General features: G+C 41.9%; 17 protein-coding genes and 26 tRNA genes. 35 read left to right on the top strand and 8 right to left on the bottom strand.

Annotation, left to right across the window (positions count from 1 at the left end; all coding sequences use genetic code 11):
* Nucleotides 1–131: 131 nt before the first annotated feature.
* Nucleotides 132–1,295: a lipid-A-disaccharide synthase gene (gene lpxB, locus NCWK1_RS07960; protein ID WP_103124327.1), complete on the top strand. Its 1,164-nt coding sequence runs from the start codon at nt 132–134 to the stop codon at nt 1,293–1,295.
* Between the two features lie 160 nt (nt 1,296–1,455).
* Nucleotides 1,456–2,703, top strand: coding sequence for a DNA cytosine methyltransferase (locus tag NCWK1_RS07955; protein ID WP_103124326.1), 1,248 nt, complete (start codon nt 1,456–1,458; stop codon nt 2,701–2,703).
* Nucleotides 2,704–2,737: 34 nt separating this feature from the next.
* Here the strand turns inward: NCWK1_RS07955 and NCWK1_RS07950 are convergent, their stop codons facing one another.
* Both NCWK1_RS07950 and NCWK1_RS07945 read right to left on the bottom strand, forming a co-directional pair.
* Nucleotides 2,738–3,907, bottom strand: a complete 1,170-nt coding sequence (locus tag NCWK1_RS07950; RefSeq protein ID WP_103124325.1) for a hypothetical protein — start codon at nt 3,905–3,907, stop codon at nt 2,738–2,740.
* A 272-nt stretch (nt 3,908–4,179) separates the two neighbouring features.
* A complete protein-coding gene (locus NCWK1_RS07945; protein ID WP_103124324.1) occupies nt 4,180–5,607 on the bottom strand; it encodes a hypothetical protein in 1,428 nt (475 codons plus the stop codon).
* A 551-nt stretch (nt 5,608–6,158) separates the two neighbouring features.
* Here NCWK1_RS07945 and NCWK1_RS07940 point away from each other — a divergent pair.
* On the top strand, nt 6,159–6,854 hold the full coding sequence (locus NCWK1_RS07940) for an esterase/lipase family protein (RefSeq protein WP_103124323.1): 696 nt from the start codon (nt 6,159–6,161) through the stop codon (nt 6,852–6,854).
* Nucleotides 6,855–6,951: 97 nt separating this feature from the next.
* Entirely contained in the window at nt 6,952–7,581 is a 630-nt protein-coding gene (locus NCWK1_RS07935) for a cytochrome b N-terminal domain-containing protein (RefSeq protein ID WP_096575736.1), read from the top strand.
* Here the strand turns inward: NCWK1_RS07935 and NCWK1_RS07930 are convergent.
* Nucleotides 7,548–9,470, bottom strand: a complete 1,923-nt coding sequence (locus NCWK1_RS07930; protein ID WP_103124322.1) for a cation:proton antiporter — start codon at nt 9,468–9,470, stop codon at nt 7,548–7,550. The genes NCWK1_RS07935 and NCWK1_RS07930 overlap by 34 nt on opposite strands.
* 194 nt (nt 9,471–9,664) lie before the next feature.
* Between NCWK1_RS07930 and NCWK1_RS29460 the strand changes: the two genes are divergently transcribed.
* The 3 genes from NCWK1_RS29460 to NCWK1_RS07920 all read left to right on the top strand — a co-directional run bounded on the left by NCWK1_RS29460 (nt 9,665) and on the right by NCWK1_RS07920 (nt 10,074).
* Nucleotides 9,665–9,808: a hypothetical protein gene (locus NCWK1_RS29460; protein ID WP_187308080.1), complete on the top strand. Its 144-nt coding sequence runs from the start codon at nt 9,665–9,667 to the stop codon at nt 9,806–9,808.
* Between the two features lie 72 nt (nt 9,809–9,880).
* Nucleotides 9,881–9,953, top strand: a tRNA-Glu gene (locus NCWK1_RS07925).
* Nucleotides 9,954–10,001: 48 nt separating this feature from the next.
* Nucleotides 10,002–10,074, top strand: a tRNA-Glu gene (locus NCWK1_RS07920).
* Nucleotides 10,075–10,145: 71 nt separating this feature from the next.
* Here NCWK1_RS07920 and NCWK1_RS07915 read toward each other — a convergent pair.
* From NCWK1_RS07915 to NCWK1_RS07905, 3 genes are all read right to left on the bottom strand, one after another.
* A complete protein-coding gene (locus NCWK1_RS07915; RefSeq protein ID WP_103124321.1) occupies nt 10,146–10,733 on the bottom strand; it encodes an SRPBCC family protein in 588 nt (195 codons plus the stop codon).
* A gap of 8 nt (nt 10,734–10,741) precedes the next feature.
* Nucleotides 10,742–12,766 (bottom strand): sensor histidine kinase, encoded by a 2,025-nt coding sequence (locus tag NCWK1_RS07910; RefSeq protein WP_103124320.1) that lies wholly within the window; start codon nt 12,764–12,766, stop codon nt 10,742–10,744.
* A 761-nt stretch (nt 12,767–13,527) separates the two neighbouring features.
* The gene (locus tag NCWK1_RS07905) at nt 13,528–13,863 is read right to left on the bottom strand and encodes a ribbon-helix-helix domain-containing protein (RefSeq protein WP_015113795.1); all 336 of its coding nucleotides are present in this window, start codon (nt 13,861–13,863) and stop codon (nt 13,528–13,530) included.
* Nucleotides 13,864–13,934: 71 nt separating this feature from the next.
* Between NCWK1_RS07905 and NCWK1_RS07900 the strand changes: the two genes are divergently transcribed.
* From NCWK1_RS07900 to NCWK1_RS07890, 3 genes are all read left to right on the top strand, one after another.
* A complete protein-coding gene (locus NCWK1_RS07900; protein WP_103124319.1) occupies nt 13,935–14,183 on the top strand; it encodes a hypothetical protein in 249 nt (82 codons plus the stop codon).
* Nucleotides 14,184–14,264: 81 nt separating this feature from the next.
* Nucleotides 14,265–14,783 carry an HNH endonuclease gene (locus NCWK1_RS07895; RefSeq protein ID WP_103124318.1) on the top strand — a complete coding sequence of 173 codons (519 nt, stop codon included), beginning with the start codon at nt 14,265–14,267 and terminating at the stop codon, nt 14,781–14,783.
* 16 nt (nt 14,784–14,799) lie between these two features.
* Complete coding sequence (locus NCWK1_RS07890) at nt 14,800–15,189, top strand: alr0857 family protein (protein ID WP_103124317.1); 390 nt, start codon at nt 14,800–14,802, stop codon at nt 15,187–15,189.
* Between the two features lie 71 nt (nt 15,190–15,260).
* Here NCWK1_RS07890 and NCWK1_RS07885 read toward each other — a convergent pair whose 3' ends face one another.
* Nucleotides 15,261–16,103 (bottom strand): polysaccharide deacetylase family protein, encoded by an 843-nt coding sequence (locus tag NCWK1_RS07885; protein ID WP_103124316.1) that lies wholly within the window; start codon nt 16,101–16,103, stop codon nt 15,261–15,263.
* A gap of 198 nt (nt 16,104–16,301) precedes the next feature.
* On the opposite strand from NCWK1_RS07885, the gene NCWK1_RS07880 reads away from it, so the two are divergent.
* The 25 genes from NCWK1_RS07880 to NCWK1_RS07770 all read left to right on the top strand — a co-directional run bounded on the left by NCWK1_RS07880 (nt 16,302) and on the right by NCWK1_RS07770 (nt 19,261).
* A complete protein-coding gene (locus NCWK1_RS07880) occupies nt 16,302–16,496 on the top strand; it encodes a hypothetical protein (RefSeq protein WP_103124315.1) in 195 nt (64 codons plus the stop codon).
* Between the two features lie 118 nt (nt 16,497–16,614).
* Nucleotides 16,615–16,688, top strand: a tRNA-Asp gene (locus NCWK1_RS07875).
* Nucleotides 16,689–16,771: 83 nt separating this feature from the next.
* A tRNA-Cys gene (locus NCWK1_RS07870) sits at nt 16,772–16,844 on the top strand.
* A 9-nt stretch (nt 16,845–16,853) separates the two neighbouring features.
* Nucleotides 16,854–16,925 (top strand) — tRNA-Ile (locus NCWK1_RS07865).
* Between the two features lie 2 nt (nt 16,926–16,927).
* Nucleotides 16,928–16,999, top strand: a tRNA-Trp gene (locus NCWK1_RS07860).
* Between the two features lie 86 nt (nt 17,000–17,085).
* Nucleotides 17,086–17,168 (top strand) — tRNA-Tyr (locus NCWK1_RS07850).
* A 4-nt stretch (nt 17,169–17,172) separates the two neighbouring features.
* Nucleotides 17,173–17,259 (top strand) — tRNA-Ser (locus NCWK1_RS07845).
* 49 nt (nt 17,260–17,308) lie between these two features.
* Nucleotides 17,309–17,383, top strand: a tRNA-Arg gene (locus NCWK1_RS07840).
* An 81-nt stretch (nt 17,384–17,464) separates the two neighbouring features.
* A tRNA-Phe gene (locus tag NCWK1_RS07835) sits at nt 17,465–17,538 on the top strand.
* A gap of 6 nt (nt 17,539–17,544) precedes the next feature.
* Nucleotides 17,545–17,619 (top strand) — tRNA-Asn (locus tag NCWK1_RS07830).
* Nucleotides 17,620–17,624: 5 nt separating this feature from the next.
* Nucleotides 17,625–17,697: transfer RNA gene (locus NCWK1_RS07825), tRNA-Gln, on the top strand.
* 3 nt (nt 17,698–17,700) lie between these two features.
* A tRNA-Gln gene (locus NCWK1_RS07820) sits at nt 17,701–17,776 on the top strand.
* Nucleotides 17,777–17,782: 6 nt separating this feature from the next.
* Nucleotides 17,783–17,859 (top strand) — tRNA-Leu (locus NCWK1_RS07815).
* Nucleotides 17,860–17,865: 6 nt separating this feature from the next.
* Nucleotides 17,866–17,967: transfer RNA gene (locus NCWK1_RS29280), tRNA-Leu, on the top strand.
* A 1-nt stretch (nt 17,968) separates the two neighbouring features.
* Nucleotides 17,969–18,042, top strand: a tRNA-Pro gene (locus NCWK1_RS07810).
* Nucleotides 18,043–18,045: 3 nt separating this feature from the next.
* Nucleotides 18,046–18,118: transfer RNA gene (locus NCWK1_RS07805), tRNA-Leu, on the top strand.
* A gap of 4 nt (nt 18,119–18,122) precedes the next feature.
* Nucleotides 18,123–18,199, top strand: a tRNA-Leu gene (locus NCWK1_RS07800).
* Nucleotides 18,200–18,211: 12 nt separating this feature from the next.
* Nucleotides 18,212–18,285 (top strand) — tRNA-Leu (locus tag NCWK1_RS07795).
* 107 nt (nt 18,286–18,392) lie between these two features.
* Nucleotides 18,393–18,468, top strand: a tRNA-Thr gene (locus NCWK1_RS07790).
* A gap of 9 nt (nt 18,469–18,477) precedes the next feature.
* Nucleotides 18,478–18,548: transfer RNA gene (locus NCWK1_RS29275), tRNA-Gly, on the top strand.
* Nucleotides 18,549–18,617: 69 nt separating this feature from the next.
* Nucleotides 18,618–18,692: transfer RNA gene (locus NCWK1_RS07785), tRNA-Val, on the top strand.
* Between the two features lie 6 nt (nt 18,693–18,698).
* Nucleotides 18,699–18,772 (top strand) — tRNA-Arg (locus tag NCWK1_RS07780).
* 72 nt (nt 18,773–18,844) lie between these two features.
* A tRNA-Ala gene (locus tag NCWK1_RS07775) sits at nt 18,845–18,918 on the top strand.
* A gap of 6 nt (nt 18,919–18,924) precedes the next feature.
* Nucleotides 18,925–18,998, top strand: a tRNA-His gene (locus tag NCWK1_RS29270).
* A 191-nt stretch (nt 18,999–19,189) separates the two neighbouring features.
* Nucleotides 19,190–19,261, top strand: a tRNA-Lys gene (locus NCWK1_RS07770).
* Nucleotides 19,262–19,275: 14 nt separating this feature from the next.
* Here the strand turns inward: NCWK1_RS07770 and NCWK1_RS07765 are convergent.
* Complete coding sequence (locus tag NCWK1_RS07765) at nt 19,276–20,298, bottom strand: tetratricopeptide repeat protein (RefSeq protein WP_103124314.1); 1,023 nt, start codon at nt 20,296–20,298, stop codon at nt 19,276–19,278.
* Nucleotides 20,299–20,335 lie beyond the last annotated feature (37 nt).

Genomic DNA, 20,335 nt, shown 5'->3' with positions numbered 1-20,335 from the left:
TTTGAGATTTTGGATTGAGAATGTAGGTTTGATAAATCCAGTTATCTCAATCAATGTTTAAATTGGTACTAAGTAACTCCTAATTTCTCAGCTTTTATATCTAAAATTTTTACAAAATTTTAAATTATCAAATGCGGATATTTATCAGCACTGGCGAGGTGTCTGGCGATTTGCAAGGGTCGCTGTTGATTACAGCCATGCAACGCCAAGCGGCTGCTGCTGGGTGGAAATTAGAAATTGTTGCCCTTGGTGGTGAGAAAATGGCCAAGGCAGGAGCAACAATTTTAGGCAATACCAGTGGTATTGGCTCAATGGGTCTTTTAGAATCTCTGCCATATATTGTACCAACTCTATTAGTACAACGAAAAGCGATCGCCTATCTCAAGCAAAACCCGCCCGACTTGGTTGTGCTGATTGATTACATGGGGCCAAACCTGGGTATCGGCACTTACATGCAGAATAATCTGCCTGATGTGCCAGTGGTGTATTACATTGCTCCCCAAGAGTGGGTTTGGTCAATGAGTTTACAGAATACATCTCGAATTGTGGGATTTACAGATAAACTCTTGGCCATCTTCCCCGAAGAAGGGCGTTATTATCGGGAAAATGGGGGAAATGTTAGCTGGGTAGGTCATCCGTTAATTGATCGAATGCAGGACGCACCCAATCGTCAGGCGGCGCGTACCACATTGGGAATTGCACCAGAACAAATTGCGATCGCACTGCTCCCCGCTTCTCGTCAGCAAGAACTCAAATATCTTTTACCCATAATTTTTCAAGCGGCTCAGACAATTCAAGCTAAATTACCCCAAGCTCACTTTTGGATTCCCTTATCTTTAGACAGCTTTAGAGAACCAATTGCTGCTGCAATTCAAAGTTACGGTTTGCAAGCGACAATTGTATCTGGTCAACAAAAAGAAGTGTTTGCTGCTGCTGATTTCGCCATTACAAAATCTGGCACAGTTAACCTGGAACTGGCGCTGTTGAATGTGCCGCAAGTTGTGGTTTATCGTCTGAATGCCCTTACAGTGTGGATTGCGCGGAAACTCCTCAAAGGTTCTATTCCCTTTGCTTCACCAGTAAACTTAGTGGTGATGAAGGAAATTGTGCCAGAGTTATTACAAGAAAAAGCTACAGCAGAAAATATCACTCAAGCAGCGATGGAGTTATTGCTGAATCCTGAACGCCGACAGCAGACATTGACAGACTATGCCCAAATGCGACAATGTTTAGGAGAAGTCGGTGTATGCGATCGCGCTGCTCAAGAAATTTTGCAAATGCTCAATAAAGTATGAAGGATGAAGTATAAAGTCTGAAGTAGTGAGTTTTTCACTCAGCAACGCCACTTGCTTCTCCTAATCGGAGACGTTGCGCGTAGCTTGCTTCCCCGTAGGGGTACAAGTCGGGAAACCCTCCCAACGCAGTGGCTTCTCAGCACTCAGCACTCAGTACTTAATGAAAAAACGACGACCAATCGCAGTTGATTTGTTCGCAGGCGCAGGTGGTATGAGCCTTGGCTTTGAACAAGCTGGCTTTGATGTATTGGCAGCCGTAGAAATTGACCCCATTCACTGCGCCACACACGAATTTAACTTTCCTTCTTGTACAGTGTTGTGCAAGAGTGTAGAAGATACCACAGGAGAAGAAATTCGCCAGCGTGCAAAAATAGGCGATCGCGAAATTGATGCAGTTATTTGTGGTAGTCCCTGTCAAGGCTTCTCACTTATGGGTAAACGGGTTTTTGATGACCCGCGAAATTCTCTAGTATTTCACTTTCATCGCTTGGTATTAGAATTACAACCAAAATATTTTGTGATGGAAAACGTTCGCGGTATAACTGTTGGCGAACACAAACAAATCCTCAAAAGTTTAATTAGTGAATTCCAATCTCACGGCTATCAGGTAGAAGAAAATTATCAAGTTCTCAACGCTGCTCACTACGGTGTACCACAGTCCCGTGAGCGCTTGTTTTTGTTGGGAGCTAGACAAGATGTCAAATTACCAAAGTATCCCCAGCCAATTACCCAAATAGCCAAGCCAAATCAGTTAATCAAAAAAAATTCCTTACCACTGAGTCCAACAGTGTGGGATGCGATTGGTGATATCCCAGAAGTGGAAAATTACTCAGACTTATTAGAAAAAGATTGGGTATTTGCTGAGTATGGCAAATCTAGCGATTATGCCATGATACTTCGCGGTATCAGCACTTTAGCAGATAATTATGCCTGCGATCGCCAATTCGATGCCCGGATTCTTTCTTCGAGTTTCCGAACAAAACACTCACCTACCACTATTCAACGCTTTCAAGAAACTCTCCAAGGCGAACGAGAACCCATTAGTCGCTTCCATAAACTACATCCGGCTGGTGTTTGCAATACTTTAAGAGCCGGAACAGATAGATACAGAGGTTCATTTACTTCTCCACGACCAATTCATCCTTTTACACCCCGTTGCATCACAGTTAGGGAAGCCGCACGACTCCATTCTTATCCAGACTGGTTTAGATTTCATATCACCAAATGGCATGGTTTCCGCCAAGTCGGTAATTCTGTACCGCCACTGTTAGCAAAAGCTGTAGCAAAAGAGATCATCCGCAGTTTAAAAGTCATTCCCTTCAAACCCAGTTTTTCACAGCAGTTAGGAGATGAAAAGCTGTTGCAGTTGAAGATATTCCACGCAACACAACTTTATTTAAATGATTAAATCTAAACTCGAAAGTAACTAGTATCTTTTTGCCTTACTTACTATTAGTAGCATTTTTTTGAGCATAGCTAAGATTACGCTGATATTCAATAATTTTTTGCTGCGCTATTTCATAATTAGGACTAGATAAAGGTACTGATTGCATCATTGATATAGCAGCTTCCCATTGTTTGACAATGTTTTGCCATTCTGTTTGAGATTTAGCTGATTGCGTCAAGTTAGCTGCACTGATTGCTTGATTTACCGCCCCACGGAAATTATCTGATTGAGGTACAATTTCTTTTATCGATGGTTCTATAGACGGCACTTGAGAAGTTATAAAAAATGGTCTATTCTCTTTAAGATATGTAAATTTTGCTAGTAAAAATATTCCTATTACAAGTAAGCAAATTAGTAAAAATATTAAAAATTTACCATTAATAATTTTCGCTTTTTGATAATTATTTCGGTATTGTGGAGATATATTAACTTGCGTTTGTCTCCCTTTTTTCATTTGGGTTAGGCCTAAGTCTCCGCGTAATCTATCTATTTCTTTATCTGTACTATCAACACTATAGTTTCTATGCCCATATTGAGAATTCTGGGATTGAATTTTAAATTTACTAATTAAATATTTCCTAACTAAATATTCTAGCTGATATAGATAGGATGCTGAGACAACCCAAACCACGAACCAAGGTCTGCTTATAAAATTAGTATTTTCAATACTACCCAACATAATTTTTGTTGCTCTTCCTGTTAAACGCCCAGCACAACTTCCTAATTCACCTGAGATTTCATAGTATACTCGGCAATCTGAAAATGCTAATTGTGTAAAAATAGTAAGTATTACCAAAAAAGATAATGACATTACAATGCTCCCATAGAAACCAGCCCACAAGCTATTTGAACTAGGTATCCATTTAGGTAACTTGTTATTTAATTCTTTTTTTCGCCAAATAAACCAACTAATATGGTATATAAATGTTAAAACAATAGTTGGTAATAATAAACCAACAAAAATAGATAAAATTAAAAGTACAGGGCTATTTCCTAAAATCGATATAATTATTCCCACTAATCCAAAAACTATTAAACCTGTTCCAGGAAAAGCTAGAATAACTAAAATAAAGGCTCTAAACCAAGAACTAGGATAAGGAAACCATACAGGCCAGTATAAATTTTGCTGCTGTTTGATAGAATCCAGGAAATTTGGCTTTTTCATAACCGCTACAAGGGAAAATTAAGGTAATAACCTACTACGTTTAAAATTCCCAATTTCTAAGCCAAATCAACATTTTTGCTTTTTGTTGCATATTCAAAAGCGTTCAATTGGCAAATTAGACTATGTTTTATCCATAGCGCATTTATCTAAACTCCTGTATCTGAAAGGTGAGCATTCATCACTATATTTTAGTGTGATTGAAAGTTTTACTGAAAATGCCCACCCTACCGATAATTTTATTTTGCTACTGTGAAATGAGAGCGATCGCTACTTTATTTTTCCGAGTTAGCATTTTCTCTTTTTTCCCTGACATCGCGTAACTTTTGAATTAGTTGACGGTCAGGTTTTTGAGAAGACAATTGCTGATTGGTATTAGTTATTGATGTAGATGATGATGTTGGCTCAATGTTATCAGGTTTAGCTGTCACTGCTGGATTTGGTTTTAGCTGATTACTATTACCTGGAATAATTATTGGCTGGCTACTTGTTGTCGGTTGAGTTGTACCTACTGGTGTCTGTATTGTCTGTGAGCTACCCCCAGCAGTTTTGCTCCCGTCTTGGAACAGCAGATTAAATGGATAACGACTAATTGTTTTCTCTCCTTTTAAAGACTTAGCATTGAAATATTGCCTTGCTTTTAATTGCAGTGCTGGAGAAAGTAATTTGTCTTGAAATTTGATATCCAATACTTTGCCATCAGGATCTACTACTAAAACGCCTAAAACTGTACCTTCCACACCAGCCTTACTCACAGCCACTGTATCCCGAATGACCCCTTTTTCTTCTGAATTAGGGTATTGCTGCTGGAGTGCTTTTCTCAGTTCTGCGTAAGATTCTGCTTGAGCTATCAGCGTCTGGTTGGCAGCTTTTGTAGGCAAACTAGGCGTTGTTATTGGCTTTAAAGGGGGAAGGCTTGCTGTTGACGAAGTTGTATGATCTCCAGCCTTCGGCGTTTGAGCAATACCAGGGGCTAAAGTCCGGTTTGGCGTAACTGCTATATTATTTTCAGGCTCAGGCTGTATAGGCTGGGGAGTAATTCTGTTATTTGCCGTTGTAGTATTTGAACTAGAGGCTGGACTGGGAATTGGGCTATTGAGTATTTCCGGCGGTATTGTTGCTGGAGGTAGATCTGGGAGATTTTCTACTGGAAGTGGTTGTGTTCTCTGTGGAATTACAGGCTTGTCATCAAAATTAGGAATTGATGCAGTAAATTTTTGGTTCCCAGCTTTAAAACCGGAATTGTCAAATCGAAAATCTTGTCTAGGAATTTGTGAAGACTGCTTTGTAGGCAATGAGGAAATACGGTAGTTGTTAGAAGTTGTAGGTAATGATGGCAGTACTGACTGTGTATAACTAGATGGTGGTAGCGGAGGCAGTACAGTTGTCTGGCCATTAAAAGATGGAGGTACTTGTGGCTGTAGTGCTAGTTGCTGTTGCTGCGAAAATCTAGGTAATTGTGGTTGCACAGCAAACTGAGTTGTACCTGGAGTTTGGGGTAAACGATTTTGATCAGCTTGGCTTAATTCCAAAATGCCTACTGATTTTGAAGATGCTGTATCTTTAGCTTTATTTGGATCTACTGGCATCAATGGCACAATCAATGCAATAGCGCCATGAATACCAATTGAGGCAATAGCGGCAATTCCAGTTGGCTGGCTTAAAATTTCAGGTATATTTTTTAGCAGGGAGACGTAAGACATAGCTGTTATCGTTCACTCGGCTCAGTTGCAGTTAATTAGCAAATCAATATTATCTTGGTGGTACAAAATGCAGCCTTTAAAAAGAATAACTTCTTGGGTATAACTCAAAATGACAAGAGTTAGATTTTTGGTCAAGTTTAATTTTTTAATGACGCAATTTTAGCTTTTTTAGTTGCACTTGCAAATCCGAACTTTAAATAGTTATCACTTCACTAATTTGTATGTTGCGTATATATTTACGCACTCTAAACTGACAATTACAGTAGTTGGCAGTGAGCCTGAACGCATCGGTCTAAAGATATATCCATCTAGACTGTACCAGACTCAACTATCGCTATAACTGTTTTTCCGTCAGTTGAGATTTTTTAGTAGATGGTTAGCTTGTTGTCTGTCAAAATTTGCCGACAGATGACATGGTATCACATCAGTTAGTAGCTAATTGTGGCTAAGTTTGCTTTTTCTCTAATAAATGAGGACAAACAAGGTCTTCATAATTCCTGATATTTTAATGACATCATTTGCCACTATGAAATTTTCACTTTAATTGCAAAATGCCGTTACCTACAGTTATTGTGCCGGGATATTTAGAAAGCGCGATCGCTTACCAGACTCTAGAAACATCCCTGAAACAGTTGGGGTTTCCTACAGTCACGGTACCATTGCGACGGCGTGATTGGCTTCCTACTGTTGGTGGCAGACCTGTCACACCAATTTTACAAAAGCTTGACCAGACTGTTAAACAAATATTACAAGCATATCCAGCCACACAAATCAATCTAATTGGACATTCAGCTGGTGGTTGGATTTCCCGGATTTATTTAGGAGAAAAACCTTACACTCCCCGCAATCAAGCTCAACCATCTGTTTGGAATGCTCATCCTTTAATTGCTACCCTCATCACCTTAGGCACTCCGCATATCAGTCAAGAACACTGGACGCGATGGAATCTCGACTTTGTAGCCAATAACTATCCCGGAGCATTTTACAAAAATGTCCGTTATGTGTGTGTTGCAGGCAAAACTATTTTTGGTGAACGGCGGCCTGGTAGCTGGTTAGCCTACAGCAGTTACCAATTAACTTGTGGTCAAGGAAACACCTGGGGCGATGGTATTACTCCGATTGCATCTGCTCACCTCGAAGGAGCAGAGAATCTAATTATTGAAGGTGTGAGACACTCACCCAGAAGCCCTGGAATTTGGTATGGCTCCCCAGAACCACTCAATATTTGGGCGAAATATTTAATTTAGAAATTTTATATATCTTTGATAAATGCAACAAATATAAATATTTCTTAGTTAAAATGTAGTAAAAATACATATTTAATAAAGAACAGGAGGGGTGAATATGCAAAGCACCCAGTTTGATAGAATTTTGCAGCGACTCGCAACGGTATTATCAGTCGTAATTCTGACCCTGTGCTTGATTTATACCACTACTGGAATTTTGCTGTCTTTTTATTACGAACCAACAGCTGGTGGTGCTTACAATTCTTTGAAAATGATTAATACTCAAGTGCCTTATGGCTGGTTGTTTTACCGCACCCATGAGATAGCAGGTAATGGTTTAATTGCGATCGCCTTGGTGCAAATTGTCGTCATGTTTTTAGGGCGGCAATTTAGTCAGAGTTGGCTTGTAGCTTGGGTTAGCGGTATATTACTTACCTTAAGTGCGATCGGGCTAGATTGGACAGCTATGCTCCTTGATTGGACGCAAGAAGGATACTGGCGTTTCAGCATTGAATTGGGAACCATCGAAGCCATTCCTTTCATTGGTGAACAACTGCGAAATATCCTGACTGGTGGTGGAGCGATTAACACCCTCACAGTTGAACATCTTTACACCATTCACAGTTATATTGTGGCAACGGCTACCCTAGTTCTAGCAGTAGTGCATTTACTGGCGCTCCTGTGGCAAGAACAGCAAATTTATACAGCGTCAAATCAACTTCCAGAAACATCACTAGTAGAGAGTTGAGCCAAAGTTGGTACAGCAACTTCTTCTAGTTCTGGTAACTTTTCTACAGCCAAGGGTGTGGATTGACTAGCACCCGACAAGCGTTTTAACAGATTTGGTCTGGGGTCATGCAATAAATAAATAATGCGATCGCCTATTTCCCAGTCTTGATTTGCTGGCATTACTTGTAGACGTTCTTCTCGTTCTAATAGTAGTGGTAGCAATACCCCAGTCCGAATTTTTTCTTGAATGCGCTCTTGTTGGCTGTCAAAATCGACTGTATCCAATGTTGTTTTTCCTAGCTTTACGCGTCCGTCATTCAGGTATTCATTCCAAGTCTTAATTGTTAATTCAGTCACAAAAGCTTGGTTTACAGTTTTTTGATTTCCACCATTACTCGCCTGCGGATCACGGGGAAAAACAGCTAACACACGGGGAGGATTAAATTCCTCAGCAGCACGTTGCGCCAAAACAAAATTTACCTCACCGTTACTCGTCATCGCCACAAAAGTACCCATAGAAGCGAGTCCGGCTTCTTCTAAAACTCCGGTATCGAGAGCGCTACTAGCAATCACGCGAATATTTTGCTCTGCGGCTTTTTCACAACTTTCCGGGTCTGTATCAATCATCACCACAGACTCTCCTCGTTCTTGAAACAAGCGAGCAATTAACAAACTCAAGGAATTACAACCAACAATTACTACTCCAGTTGCATCCTTAGAAGTAATTTGTAATAACTGGGCAATTCCGCCAGCGGTTAACCCTTGGCAAACTACTGTCATGATGATGGTCAGAAATACTAAGGCTTTAATGGCATCACCACCATTTATCCCATGTTGCGTGAGTAAAATTGCGAATAGTGAAGCCACAGAAGCAGACACAATCCCTCTAGGAGCTACCCAACTTAAAAATAACTTCTGTCGCCAGTTGAGATTACTGTTCCAAGTACAAGCCAGAATATTAATCGGCCGCACTACAAACATTAGAACTAAAACAGTTAATACACTACCCCAACCTAGGGCAAATACACTGGCAATTGATAAATCTGCCGCTAACAAAATGAAGAGAACGGATACGCTGAGAATTGTTAACTGCCCTTTAAAACTGCGTAAAAGACGTTCTTCCGGTACAGAAGAATTGGCAAATACTGCTCCTGCTACTACTGTTGTCATCACTCCCGATTCACTACGAATCGTCTGGGCGAGAGAAAACAGACCCCAAAGTATTGCCAAAACTACAAGATTTTTCAACTCAAACGACAGCAAACTGGCATACTTGAAAACCCAACTCATCAAGTAGCCACCGATTGCACCAATTGTCGCACCTACCCCCAAACGCATCAACAGACCAACAATGGCGTTAACTGGGTCAGCATCACCGTTAACAATCGTATCTAAAACCACGAAGGCTAAAATAGCACCCACTGGGTCAATTAAAACCCCTTCCCCTTCTAAGAGCGTTGCAACCTGTCGATCTACATTAATTTGTTTGAGCAGAGGCCCAACCACTGTTGGCCCCGTAACCACAACTATAGAAGCATAGAGAAAAGCTATATTCCAAGGAAATTCACCCAGCCAATGAGCCGCCATACTACCGCCAAGTAGGGTGATTAGCGTTCCTAGGGTAACGAGCAATTGCAGGCTAACTGAAACCCTACCTAATTCCCGCAAATCTAAATTCAGTCCACCTTCAAACAGGATGATAGCCGTCGCTAGAGAAACAATTACTTCTAATCCTGTACCTAGCAAATGTGGGTGCAACAATCCCAGACCATCAGAGCCGAGGATAATGCCCAATAAGAGCAATAAAACGATACTGGGTACACGCAAGTATGCAGCTATCACTTGGGCGCTAATACCTGCTACAACAGCGATCACCATCTGTAAGGTGATTTCAAGAGATGCTTCCATGTTGTAGATTTTGAGCGATAGATTTCAAAATCTCTTGTAAAGAAGTGTAAAGAGGACTTCTCCAGAGTACAGTATGACAATCTTTGTATCTGATTAAAATGTGATTTTCTTTCATACTGGGTTTTGTACGATACTCTATTGTCCCTTAGTTCTCACAAAAGTGGTAGTTTGCCAAACATTTTTAGATTTTCAGAGTGACTCAACAGATTAATCTGGGGGTTTTTGCCATTCAGGAACTCGTTAATTGGCTGTTTGTTGTGCATACAAGAATTTTAGGTAAAAGCTTCCACCCATCTCACTTTGCCCTTTCTTCCCGCATCTTAGTTTATCTGCAATAAAAATTGTTTTTTTGCAAAAGCTGTTGACATCACTGGGAAAATTAGTTAATTTATAAAAGGTTTGATTGCGATGCCCCCATCGTCTAGAGGCCTAGGACACCTCCCTTTCACGGAGGCGACGGGGATTCGAATTCCCCTGGGGGTACTTTACCAGCAAGGCAGCATCAAACTAAAACACAGTCGAAAGTCTTACGCCCCCATCGTCTAGAGGCCTAGGACACCTCCCTTTCACGGAGGCGACGGGGATTCGAATTCCCCTGGGGGTATTTTAAAAGTCAAGTTTTCCCGTTCCCATTGTGTTAGTAAGGAAAACTTGACAAATTATTGTTCATATTTACTACGCCAACTGTGCTATACGCTGGTAAATTGCTAAAAGATTCAACTGTAAATCCTTACTCAGACGGCGTTCGATAATGGTCACTGGCATAGTTAGTTTTGGCCAAACTTGGATGGTGTAGCAAAGATTGGTTCCCATAATTCCGTCAACAGAGCAAGGCTCTAGTTTCCAACTACCAGAGAAGCCTTTGAAATCTCCTTCAACCATAGAGAAAGTAATTTGCTTGGGAAAATGTTCTTCCAAATCTAAAACTACACGCGCACAAAAGTTGACATTCAATAAGCGCTGAGAGCCTACTTGCTCAAGTCGAATACCACCGTGAGGATGCTCCATTAAACGACTTTTAGCTAGATTGGGGATGAAGTCAACTAAGGCTTCATAATCAGTCAGCACTTGCCATATACGTTCCACGGAATGAGGAATGTGAATTTTGGCGGAAATTTGTCGCTGTCGCTCTGCTATTTTCTCGATTTGGACGGCGACAGGAGGCAAATTAGCTGAATCAACAGCCAAGTTGTCCTCTAGGCTAGTTTCATCAATAGCGGTATTGAAATCAAGGTTTGCTGTGGAATTGTTTTGTTCAGTCACGGTCGGAATTATAGTTCGCTTTCGTCTGAAAATTGGGGCAAGGTAAGAGTAAAAGAAACTTGGCTTTGTTCAGAATCGGGGATGGAAGTACTTTCAACCGCGATCGCGCCATTCAAATGCTGTACTAAAGACTTGGCTAAAGCCAGCCCCAAACCCGTTCCCGGAGTCCATCGACCACCTTTACCACGCCGGAACCGATCAAATATGTAGGTAGCTTCTTCTTCAGAAATTCCCCGTCCTGTATTAGTCACTTTAATAATAACTTGATCTACCAATTGCTCAACTTGGTGAAAGGCTTGTACATGAATTACAGTTTCCGGCTCTGAGTATGTACACGCATTCGTTAATAATTCTTGCAGGATACGGTTAAAACTTTCTAATTCAGTCTGTATTTTTAACGAATCTTGGGGTAAATCCAGATTTATACTTAAGGTTTTAGTTGCCAGTTTTGAGTTCAGATTAGCTGCTAATCCCTGAATTCTCGTATTTAAATCTATAGTTTCAAATTGCGGACGTTCTTGCTTGGACTCTAACTTCTGGAGTGTCAGCAAATCATTAATTAAGTTAATCTCTTTCGTGCATTCTTGCTCTAGGATATCCATGTATCTTGCTTGACGCTCTGGTTGAATTCCCGGCAAACGCAAATTCTTGATCGACATTTGCATATTGGTCAGTGGATACCGTAGGCGATCGCTCATGTTGCTCAAAAATTCATCTTTGAGATGATTGAGTTCCCGTAGCTGCTCAACATATTGTCGTGTTTTTTCATGCAATTTCGCTTGCAATTCCAGACTACTTTGGAGTTTGGCTGTGCGCTCATCTACCAAAGTCTGTACCTGGCGCAATGTTTGTGACTGAATAATGGCATTGCTCATTTGAACGCAGACCATTTCCACCAGATTTAATTCTGATGCTTGCCAACTACGGGCTGTTGCTTGTTGAAGAACAATAAACCCTAAAACTTTGCCTTGATTTTCTAATGGTACTAACAGTACCGCAGGCAAGATATCCAGTGTAAACAATGAAACAGCTGTCAAGGTGTCTTGGAGGTCTGTGTAATCATCGATAATTACGGCTTTTCCTGAATCTGTAAACACACGTTGGCACAAACCACACTCAGAAATCAGAAATGACTGCGGCTCAACATCTGGCTTGGTAGCTGAATAACTTGATGTATTTCGGTTCCACTCAGCAACTACGGTGGCCTTTGCTTTAGGAATTTGTTTTTTTGGTTGAGTTCTAAATAAAGGATCTGTATATTTGAGCAAGATAAGTAAGCCTCGGTCTGCCTGTAAAGATTCGGCAGTAGACGAAATAGCTAACTGAAGCATTTGATTTAGCTCCAAATTACTCTTGCTTAATATAGTTAATTGCTTGATCAAGCTTTGATGTTCTTCGCTTTTTTGCAGATGCTCTTCTTGCGAGGTGATTAAATTCACTTGGGCAAATTGAGAAAAAGCGATCGCACAAGATGACTCAACAAAATTTAACAGTTGTTTTTCTGAATCACTCCAATTGTATGGTTGAAATTTTATCAGGCTAATCACACCATTATTTTGGCCAGCAAACCTAGTAGGAATAGCCAAAACAGATCTGATTGGTAATGGCAGATGTTGTCCTCCTACTACCAAACTATCTTGGATAGTAGAAATATCCTCAATAGTAAATGGTTCCGCCGCACATTGAACTACAGGCGAGTCCATCAACAGATGCTCCGGGGAGAACATCTGACTTGGGTTTGGCATTGCCAAATACTCATCAGAACACCAATTGACAACGATTGATTCAGTGGATGCTGCGCTGGCGGATACTGTCACTAAACAACAGCAATCCACTTTAAAGGCATTTCCTAGCAATCGAGCAATTTCTTGCAGCATCAATGTCGTTGCTGAGTTATTGGCGATGATGTGATTAATTTTTTTTACCAACTGAAGAGTTGGTTCGTTCTGATGCTGCATCAGCTTGAGTGGGTATGATTGTAGTCGTTCTAGGTCATCTGGACACTGTGGCGGCAATGATAAACGTTTTTTCATTCCTGGCACGCTTTTAGATAATGACCTCATATCGTATGCACCCAATTTCTTGGCATATTATTTTCATTTAGTTATGTCGCGGCACCCTAGTTAGTGGCCAATTTTTTATCAAGACTTTCTCTCACCTGTTATAGCCCCTTTCTCTTGCAGATGAATAAGTAACTGGTATATTAATCTAATTTATACAGGGGTATAGAAAAATCTCTAAAATATATTAAGGTGATGCTTCGAGAGGATTTGGGGCTGGGACGCAGACCTAAACTACTAGACTTTGGCCTAGGATAGCTTGTCGGTAACTATACATAAACCGTAATTTCTCTGGAATTAAGATAAAAACTCTCAAAAGTTTTACCGCATTAATACTGCTGAATATATTAAATTTAGTAATATTTATTGCTAAATATTTATCTTGTGCTAAGTACATTTCTATGGGTTTGCCAAAAATTAAATTCTATTATGACAGAACCTTAGAAAAAACTCTGTGAGTGCTTTTGTCTCTTTGGAACAGGTTTATAGATAGTAATATCAAGCTTGTGGCTATATTTATTATGTGGTGATAAATCTTCTCATTTAATGTATCAAGTGTCATCGCATACCTAAAACTAAAACTCCAGTTTGCTTTTGAGATTGCCTATTGTGTTGGCAGCTTAATAAATATATATATTTTAAATAAAAAATATTGATAACGTGTGAAAGCTAAAGATTGAAAGCAGCCTAGTTAGCTGGATGAATAACTAAGCTGCCTTCGATTGAATTAAAAACTATCCAGCCAAACTTTCGACACTGAGAGGAACCATATCTCCGTTCCTGGTGAGTCCTAGTAACATAGGCTGTTGAGGTTGAATCAATTGACCTGTAAGTACACAACGTTCTTCCTGCTGGGCGGTAGCGGCTATACTAGCTCGAATATCGGCTCTTGAAAATCGCGGTTTCCACTCACCGGATTTTTGCTGGACATAATTCCAGAGAATATCGCGGATTAAGGCTTGATAGCCTTGATTGCCAGCTATTTCTTTGAGTTTGTCTTTGAGTTCTCGCTCCAGGCGAATGCTGGTAACTTCCATATCGGTAGTTGGGGTGCGAGTAATTGTGTGCATGACTTTTTCTCCTTAAAGGTATAGACAGGATAGTAATACAAGTGTAGTATGTTTAAAGGAATGTTCAATAGGTGAAATTTTCTGTGAAACCCATTTACCCCATCTCTACTTCTTTGCGTGCTGCCAACTGCCGATTTAGTTGGGAATCAGCTGCTATGGGAGTGGAGTATTTATTTATGGGCGATGGTAGCCAAATTCATGGGCTAATCACAGAGGGGAATTATGATTTTAGATATCTCGGCATAGGCGCGCTGAATGCAAAACCACAACCGAACCAAATAAGCGGGAGGTACAGACAAGAGAATGCTGTACCGATATAAAACCAGAAAAGTTTTTGGTAAGTTTCTAACCCCCGCTTCATTTAGACAAGAAGCGGGGGTTTTTTAATAAGGAGTGAAGCTGTGACAAGCGTAATGCAGGTGTTAGAGCAATCTGTAGTGGTGTTTTCGCAAAATTACTTACCACTGTGTCGCATAAATATTAAGCGAGCGATTGTGTTGTTAGTCACGAATAAAGCAGAACCACTGGATTTTGCTTCAGAAGGTGGATGGCGAGTTCATTCACCCAGTCTAGTAATTGACGTACCAAAACACATTCGTTTGAAAATTGGCTCTAATGAACGGACATGGAAAGTACCACCAGTAAATCGGCGAGAAGTTTTGCGACGAGACCACTACACTTGTCAATATTGCGGTAGCAGCAAACGCCTGACCTTAGATCATGTCATCCCGCGATCCAAAGGTGGTTTACATACTTGGGATAACGTAGTCATAGCTTGTGAAAAATGTAACTCTCGGAAAGGCGATCGCACTTTGTCTGAGACTGGAATGCGGCTACGGAAAATACCAAAGGCACCCATTCACCCCGCGATCGCTTTTGCAGAACAATTTTGGACAAATGTGCAAGCAAACCTGGAATAGCAGGAGAGCATAAGGAATGCTGAAATTAACTTATACCGAAAGGAGCTTTTGTTTAGAGTGTATTCCTCATTCACTAGAGGAGTGGGTAACACAGCGCGTAATTTTCGCTATGCGAGTTGGACAACATCTGTGTGTTGAACCCAGTACTGCTTCCTTTTTGCTACCTGTTGATCTTCCAGGGGTAGAAGCACTCAAGGCGGAAGTGAAACGAGATGATCGGGAAGTCATAGCCTTGTGTGTGTGCGATAGCGAATATGTAGAAGTTACCCTGCGTGGTTCTTGGCTAACAAGTGGTGCTGAGGATGGTGTAGGTGTATTCATCACCACAATGAGCGATCGCACCGAGTTCTTTCTGCAAAAACTGTGGCAAGAAGCGCAAGCTTGTACTTCGGTGATGAGTGAGTAAAAAAGTATGAAGTGTGAAGTGTGTAGACGCTTTTAGCGGCTTGCCGCAGGCTAGTATGAAATTTCATACTTCTACTTTGGGCTTTCTTGTAGGAGTTCGGGGATTGTTACGAATCGGTAGCCTTGCTGTTTCAGCCCAGCGATGATTTGTGGTAGTGCTTCTACTGTTCTATGGCGATCGCCTCCACCATCGTGCATCAACACAATAGCGCCTGGTTTGGCACCTTTCAACACATTGTTAACAAATGCTTGCGGTTTGGCATGAGGGTCAGTATCTGCCGAAGTTAATGACCACATAACTACAGAGTATTTCTGTCTTTTGGCATAAGCTGCTAATCCATTATTTAAAAAACCTCCAGGCGGTCGAAACAAAGTTGTTTTGACTCCTGTTGTTTTGTAAATCAGATCAGATGTGCGGTCAATTTCCTTTTTGGCTGTGGCTTCATCCATACTTTTATACCAGTGATGCCAAGTATGGTTGCCAATGGCGTGTCCCTCAGCTACAACTTGCTTGGCAATTTCAGGATTTGCTTGTAAAGCACTCCCTACCCAAAAGAAGGTCACTTTAACATTATTTGCTTTGAAGATATCCAGCATTTGTAAGGTTGATGATGGCCAGGGGCCATCATCAACCGTCAAGGCAATAACTTTCTCTTGATTACTAGGTTCTACTTTATATAAGGTTTTTCCTTGAAATTTCGTCAGAACCTCGAAATTAAGGTTTTCTAGATTAGTTGATGGCTGTGATTTAGCATCTATTGGACTGGTTACTGGTTGATCTGGCACTTGTGCTGCATGGACTTTGTTAATTGGATGGGCATTTTCCAATTTTGCAGACGTGCTACAGCTTGTTACACAAAAGGCGATCGCAACAACACCAAATATTCTGTGTCGCTTCAGGTTCTTATCTGTCACATCAGGTTCCTAAAATATTCAGCCCATCATAAGCTTGTAGTTTTACTTTTTAGAGAGGTTAATAAGTCACAAGCCAAGCAATCTAAGGGTTTTCAGCAATTTTTTAAAATTTTTTCTCAACCTCTTGACATCTTTTGTAGTATTTATGTAGTATATATGTAGTAAGGCGAAAGACAAAGCCTTCCAAAGTTAAAAGTCATGTTCTACACACAAATACACAACAGGTACTGGAATAAACGAAAGTCTCCAGTAAAAAAAGCCTCTCCCACTTCTAAACAACTGGAATTAGAGGATATCCAAGCCAAAAGTTCTAAATTAGCTCAGGCAAAAACCACCGAATACATCAGTAATACACAACAGGTTTATTACTTAGAACGTTGGTTATTTAGTTAACAGTTTTTCTTAATCGAAGTAATTTTTCCGAACCTTGAAAACTTAATAAGGAATGGGCAAGTTCACCAAAAATTATCTGTGCATCTAATCCTAAAAATTAGGCACAGATACCAAACATGGGGGTATAGCTCAAATGGTTAGAGCGATCGCCTGTCGAGCGATAGGTTGCGAGTTCGAGTCTCGTTACTCCCGTGTAGCCTTGTGGACGACTAGATAAGTCGCTGCGCCTCTCAAGCACAGAGAAGCGGGTGCAACTCCCGTCAAGGCTCCTATAAGGCTGAGTAGCCAAGTGGTTGAAGGCATTGGTCTGCAAAACCGACATCGTGAGTTCGATTCTCACCTCAGCCTTTGGTACTTTGTAGTGTAGCTTAACGGTAAAGCCCTCGGCTCATAACCGAGTATATGCGGGTTCAACTCCCGCCACTGCTAATGCAGGGATGGTGTAACGGCAACACCTCGTGACTCCAAATCCGATGTTCTAGGTTCAAATCCTAGTCCCTGCGTTCTACTTTTGCCCCCGTGGACGAACGGTTAAGTCACTGCACTTTCAAAGCGGAGATGCGAGTTCAATTCTCGTCGGGGGAATTATGGGTCGATGGCCGAGTCTGGTTAAAGGCGACAGTCTGTAAAACTGTTCTATTTTGTTCGCAGGTTCAAATCCTGCTCGACCCACTGTGGAGAGGTGGCTGAGTGGCTCAAAGCGTCCTCCTGCTAAGAGGAAACGGTTTAATGACCGTCGCAGGTTCAAATCCTGTCCTCTCCGCCTTAAAAGTGCTGAGTAAAAATACTAGCCCTAGTCCCTAATCTCTATTGAGAGCGTGGTGTAACTGGATAACATCTCAGTCTACGAAACTGAAGACGTGGGGGTTCAAATCCCTCCGCTCTCGTTACATAGGAGAGATGCTGGAGTGGCTGATTCAAGTTGAATTAAACCAGTCCACGGGGAATTACCCATCTCTCCTTTCTATCCCCTGGTAGCTCAGTTGGTAGTAGCGCCTGTCTGAAGAACAGGAGGTCGTCGGTTCAATTCCGACCTGGGGGACTGCGTTGCCTCATAGCTCAATGGCAGAGCCAGCGGCTGTTAACCGCGAGGTTGTAGGTTCAAGTCCTACTGAGGCAGCCATTCATTGCCGGGTGGACGAATTGGAAAGTCGCATCGCTCTGAACGATGAGGTTGCAGGTTCAAACCCTGCCCTGGCAATAAAGCCCTGTGGTGTAATTGGCAACATCCCGCCCTTTGAAGGCGAAGACTCCAGGTTCGACCCCTGGCAGGGCTGCCAAACTTTGCTCTTGTAGCCCAATTGGAAGAGGCTGCCGTCCCAAAAACGGTGTGTTGTGGGTTCAAATCCCACCAAGAGTACCAAAACTAGCTCCTGTAGCCCAATTGGAAGAGGCGGCAGACTTAAAATCTGTTAATTGTGTGGGTACCCTTCGGGAACGCTTACGCGAACAACTCCCACCAGGAGTACCAACGGGATGTGGCGCAACTTGGTAGCGCGGCAGCTTTGGGAGCTGAAAGTTGCAGGTTCAAATCCTGCCATCCCGATATGCCCCTGTGACGGAACTGCATACGTGCTGGAATCAGAGTCCAGATTTTACAGGTTCAAATCCTGTCAGGGGTACTAAGCTCCCGTAGCGGAACGGAAGACGCACTAGACCGAGGATCTAGTTTTTTGCAGGTTCAAATCCTGTCGGGAGTACCAATATCAGAGTATGCCCTTGTAGCCCAACTGGAAGAGGTGCTTCGCTTAGAACGAAGAGGTTGCAGGTTCAAATCCTGTCAGGGGCATTGGTGAAATGCGGGGATGGAGCAAGAGTGGCTTAGAGGTCTCATAAGCCTCATATCAGCAGGTGCAACTCCTGCCCCCGTCACCAAATAAGGCAAAAGTAAAAAGTGCTGGTGTAGCTCAACTGGCAGAGCAACTGACTTGTAATCAGTAGGTTGCAGGTTCAATTCCTGTCACCAGCCCCAGAATACGATGCGATCGTGGTGTAACGGCAGCATCAGAGTCTTCCAAACTCACGGTACGAGTTTGAGTCTCGTCGATCGCTCTGAAACTTGCGGGTATGATGTAATCGGTAGCATCTGAGTGCGCCACATTCAGCGTGCGAAGCTTGCGTAGTCCTGTAGTTCAAAGGTAGAGCAATTGTCTTACAAGCAATAAGTTGCAGGTTCGATTCCTGCCAGGACTACCAATCATTGGGAGTGTAGCTCAATCGAAGAGAGCATCGAGCTTCTAACTCGAAGGTTGTAGGTTTGAGTCCTACCACTCTCGCCTTAAAAAGCCAAAAGAAAGAATGTAAATATTTCTTTTTACTTTTTACTTTACACTTTTTACTTTTTTGATGGGGTCATAGCTCAAATGGCTAGAGCGCCTGCCTTGCAAGCAGGAGGTTATGGGTTCAATTCCCATTGATTCCATTGATGGTGTCTGAAGCCAAAACGGTCGAGGCGCTGGTTTGTGGAACCAGTCATAGCGAGTTCAAGTCTCGTCGGACACCCCTAAATGGAAGATGCCGCTGAATGGACGGCAACCGGTCTTGAAAACCGGGGTGGGGTAATACCCAGGAGTTCGATTCTTCCATCTTCCGCCTTCCACTTGAAGCCGAAAAGTGAGGCACTGTGCTGATAACACAGTTATAGGAGGGGCAGTACCTCCCTGGTGGATTTTACTTCCCATTTCCTTATTCATGGGTGGTTGGCATAGCGGCTGTGCAGCGGGCTTTTAATCCGCTATAGAGAGGTTCGACTCCTCTACCACCCACTTTCAATCAAACTCTACAGAGAATCTAGGTGCTGCTGTACTTTCTCTGAGAGTGGTTGATATTCAATTTGCTGAGATAATTCATGAGCATTTTGGTAGCAAGATAGCGCCTTTTTTTTGCGTTTTGTTGAGGCGTACAAGTTACCCATATTTAACAAGCTCGAAATTTCTCCCAGGCGATCGCCGAATTCTTGATAAATTGCGATCGCTTGCTTATAAAATTTCATTGCCTGCCAGTTATTACCCAAAATGCTGTAGGTATAACCAATGTTGTTCAGAGTTGTGGCTTCACCAGATCTGTCTTGAAGTGCGCGGCGAGATAAAAGTACTTGATAGTAAAGTAGCAGTGCTTGTTTAGGTTGCCCTAAATCACTGTAAACAGAAGCAATATTATTCATAGTAGTTGCTTCACCAACAAAATTTTTGACTGCTCGTTGAATAGAAAGTGCTTCCTGCAAAAATTCTAGAGCTTGTCCATGCTGGCCTAAGATACTGTAAGCAAACCCAAGACCATTTAATGTGGTGCCTTCACCAGAAAAATCACCTAGTAATCGCCGCATCGAGAGAATTTGGTGTTGTAACAACAGCGCACGTTTGGGTTCTCCTAATTTAGTGTAAATTAGTGCCACATCATTGAGCGTCGAAACTTCACCCTGAGTGTCTTGCAATCTTCTAAAGATTTTCAGAGCTTGATCAAGATATTTCAGCGCTTGCGAAAACTTTCCGAGACGGCTGTAGGTAGAACCAAGATTACTCAGCGCAGTTGCTTCTGCTCTGGCGTTACTTATATCTTGAGCAACCAAAAGCGCCTGCTCAAAACACTCTAATGCCCTTTGAGGTTGCCAGCAACCAAGGTGAGCTAAACCGAGGTCGTTTAACGTGTAACCCTCTTTGGCACGATCAGAAATTGCTCTAGCTAATTCTAAATTTTTGGTTGCCAGAGCGAGTGATTCTTGAAGTTTACCTTGCTGGTAATAGCGGGTTGCTTGATCACGACGTTGTTCCCACTCTTGGACTGGATTGAATGATTGCGTCATTTGACCTCAGTTGCACTGGAGATACTTTAGGCAGGCT

It is taken from the genome of Nostoc cycadae WK-1 (assembly GCF_002897135.1).
Classification (GTDB): domain Bacteria; phylum Cyanobacteriota; class Cyanobacteriia; order Cyanobacteriales; family Nostocaceae; genus Nostoc_B.
The sequence above is the reverse complement of the archived record's forward strand: the minus strand, read 5'-3'. Positions and strand labels throughout refer to the sequence as shown.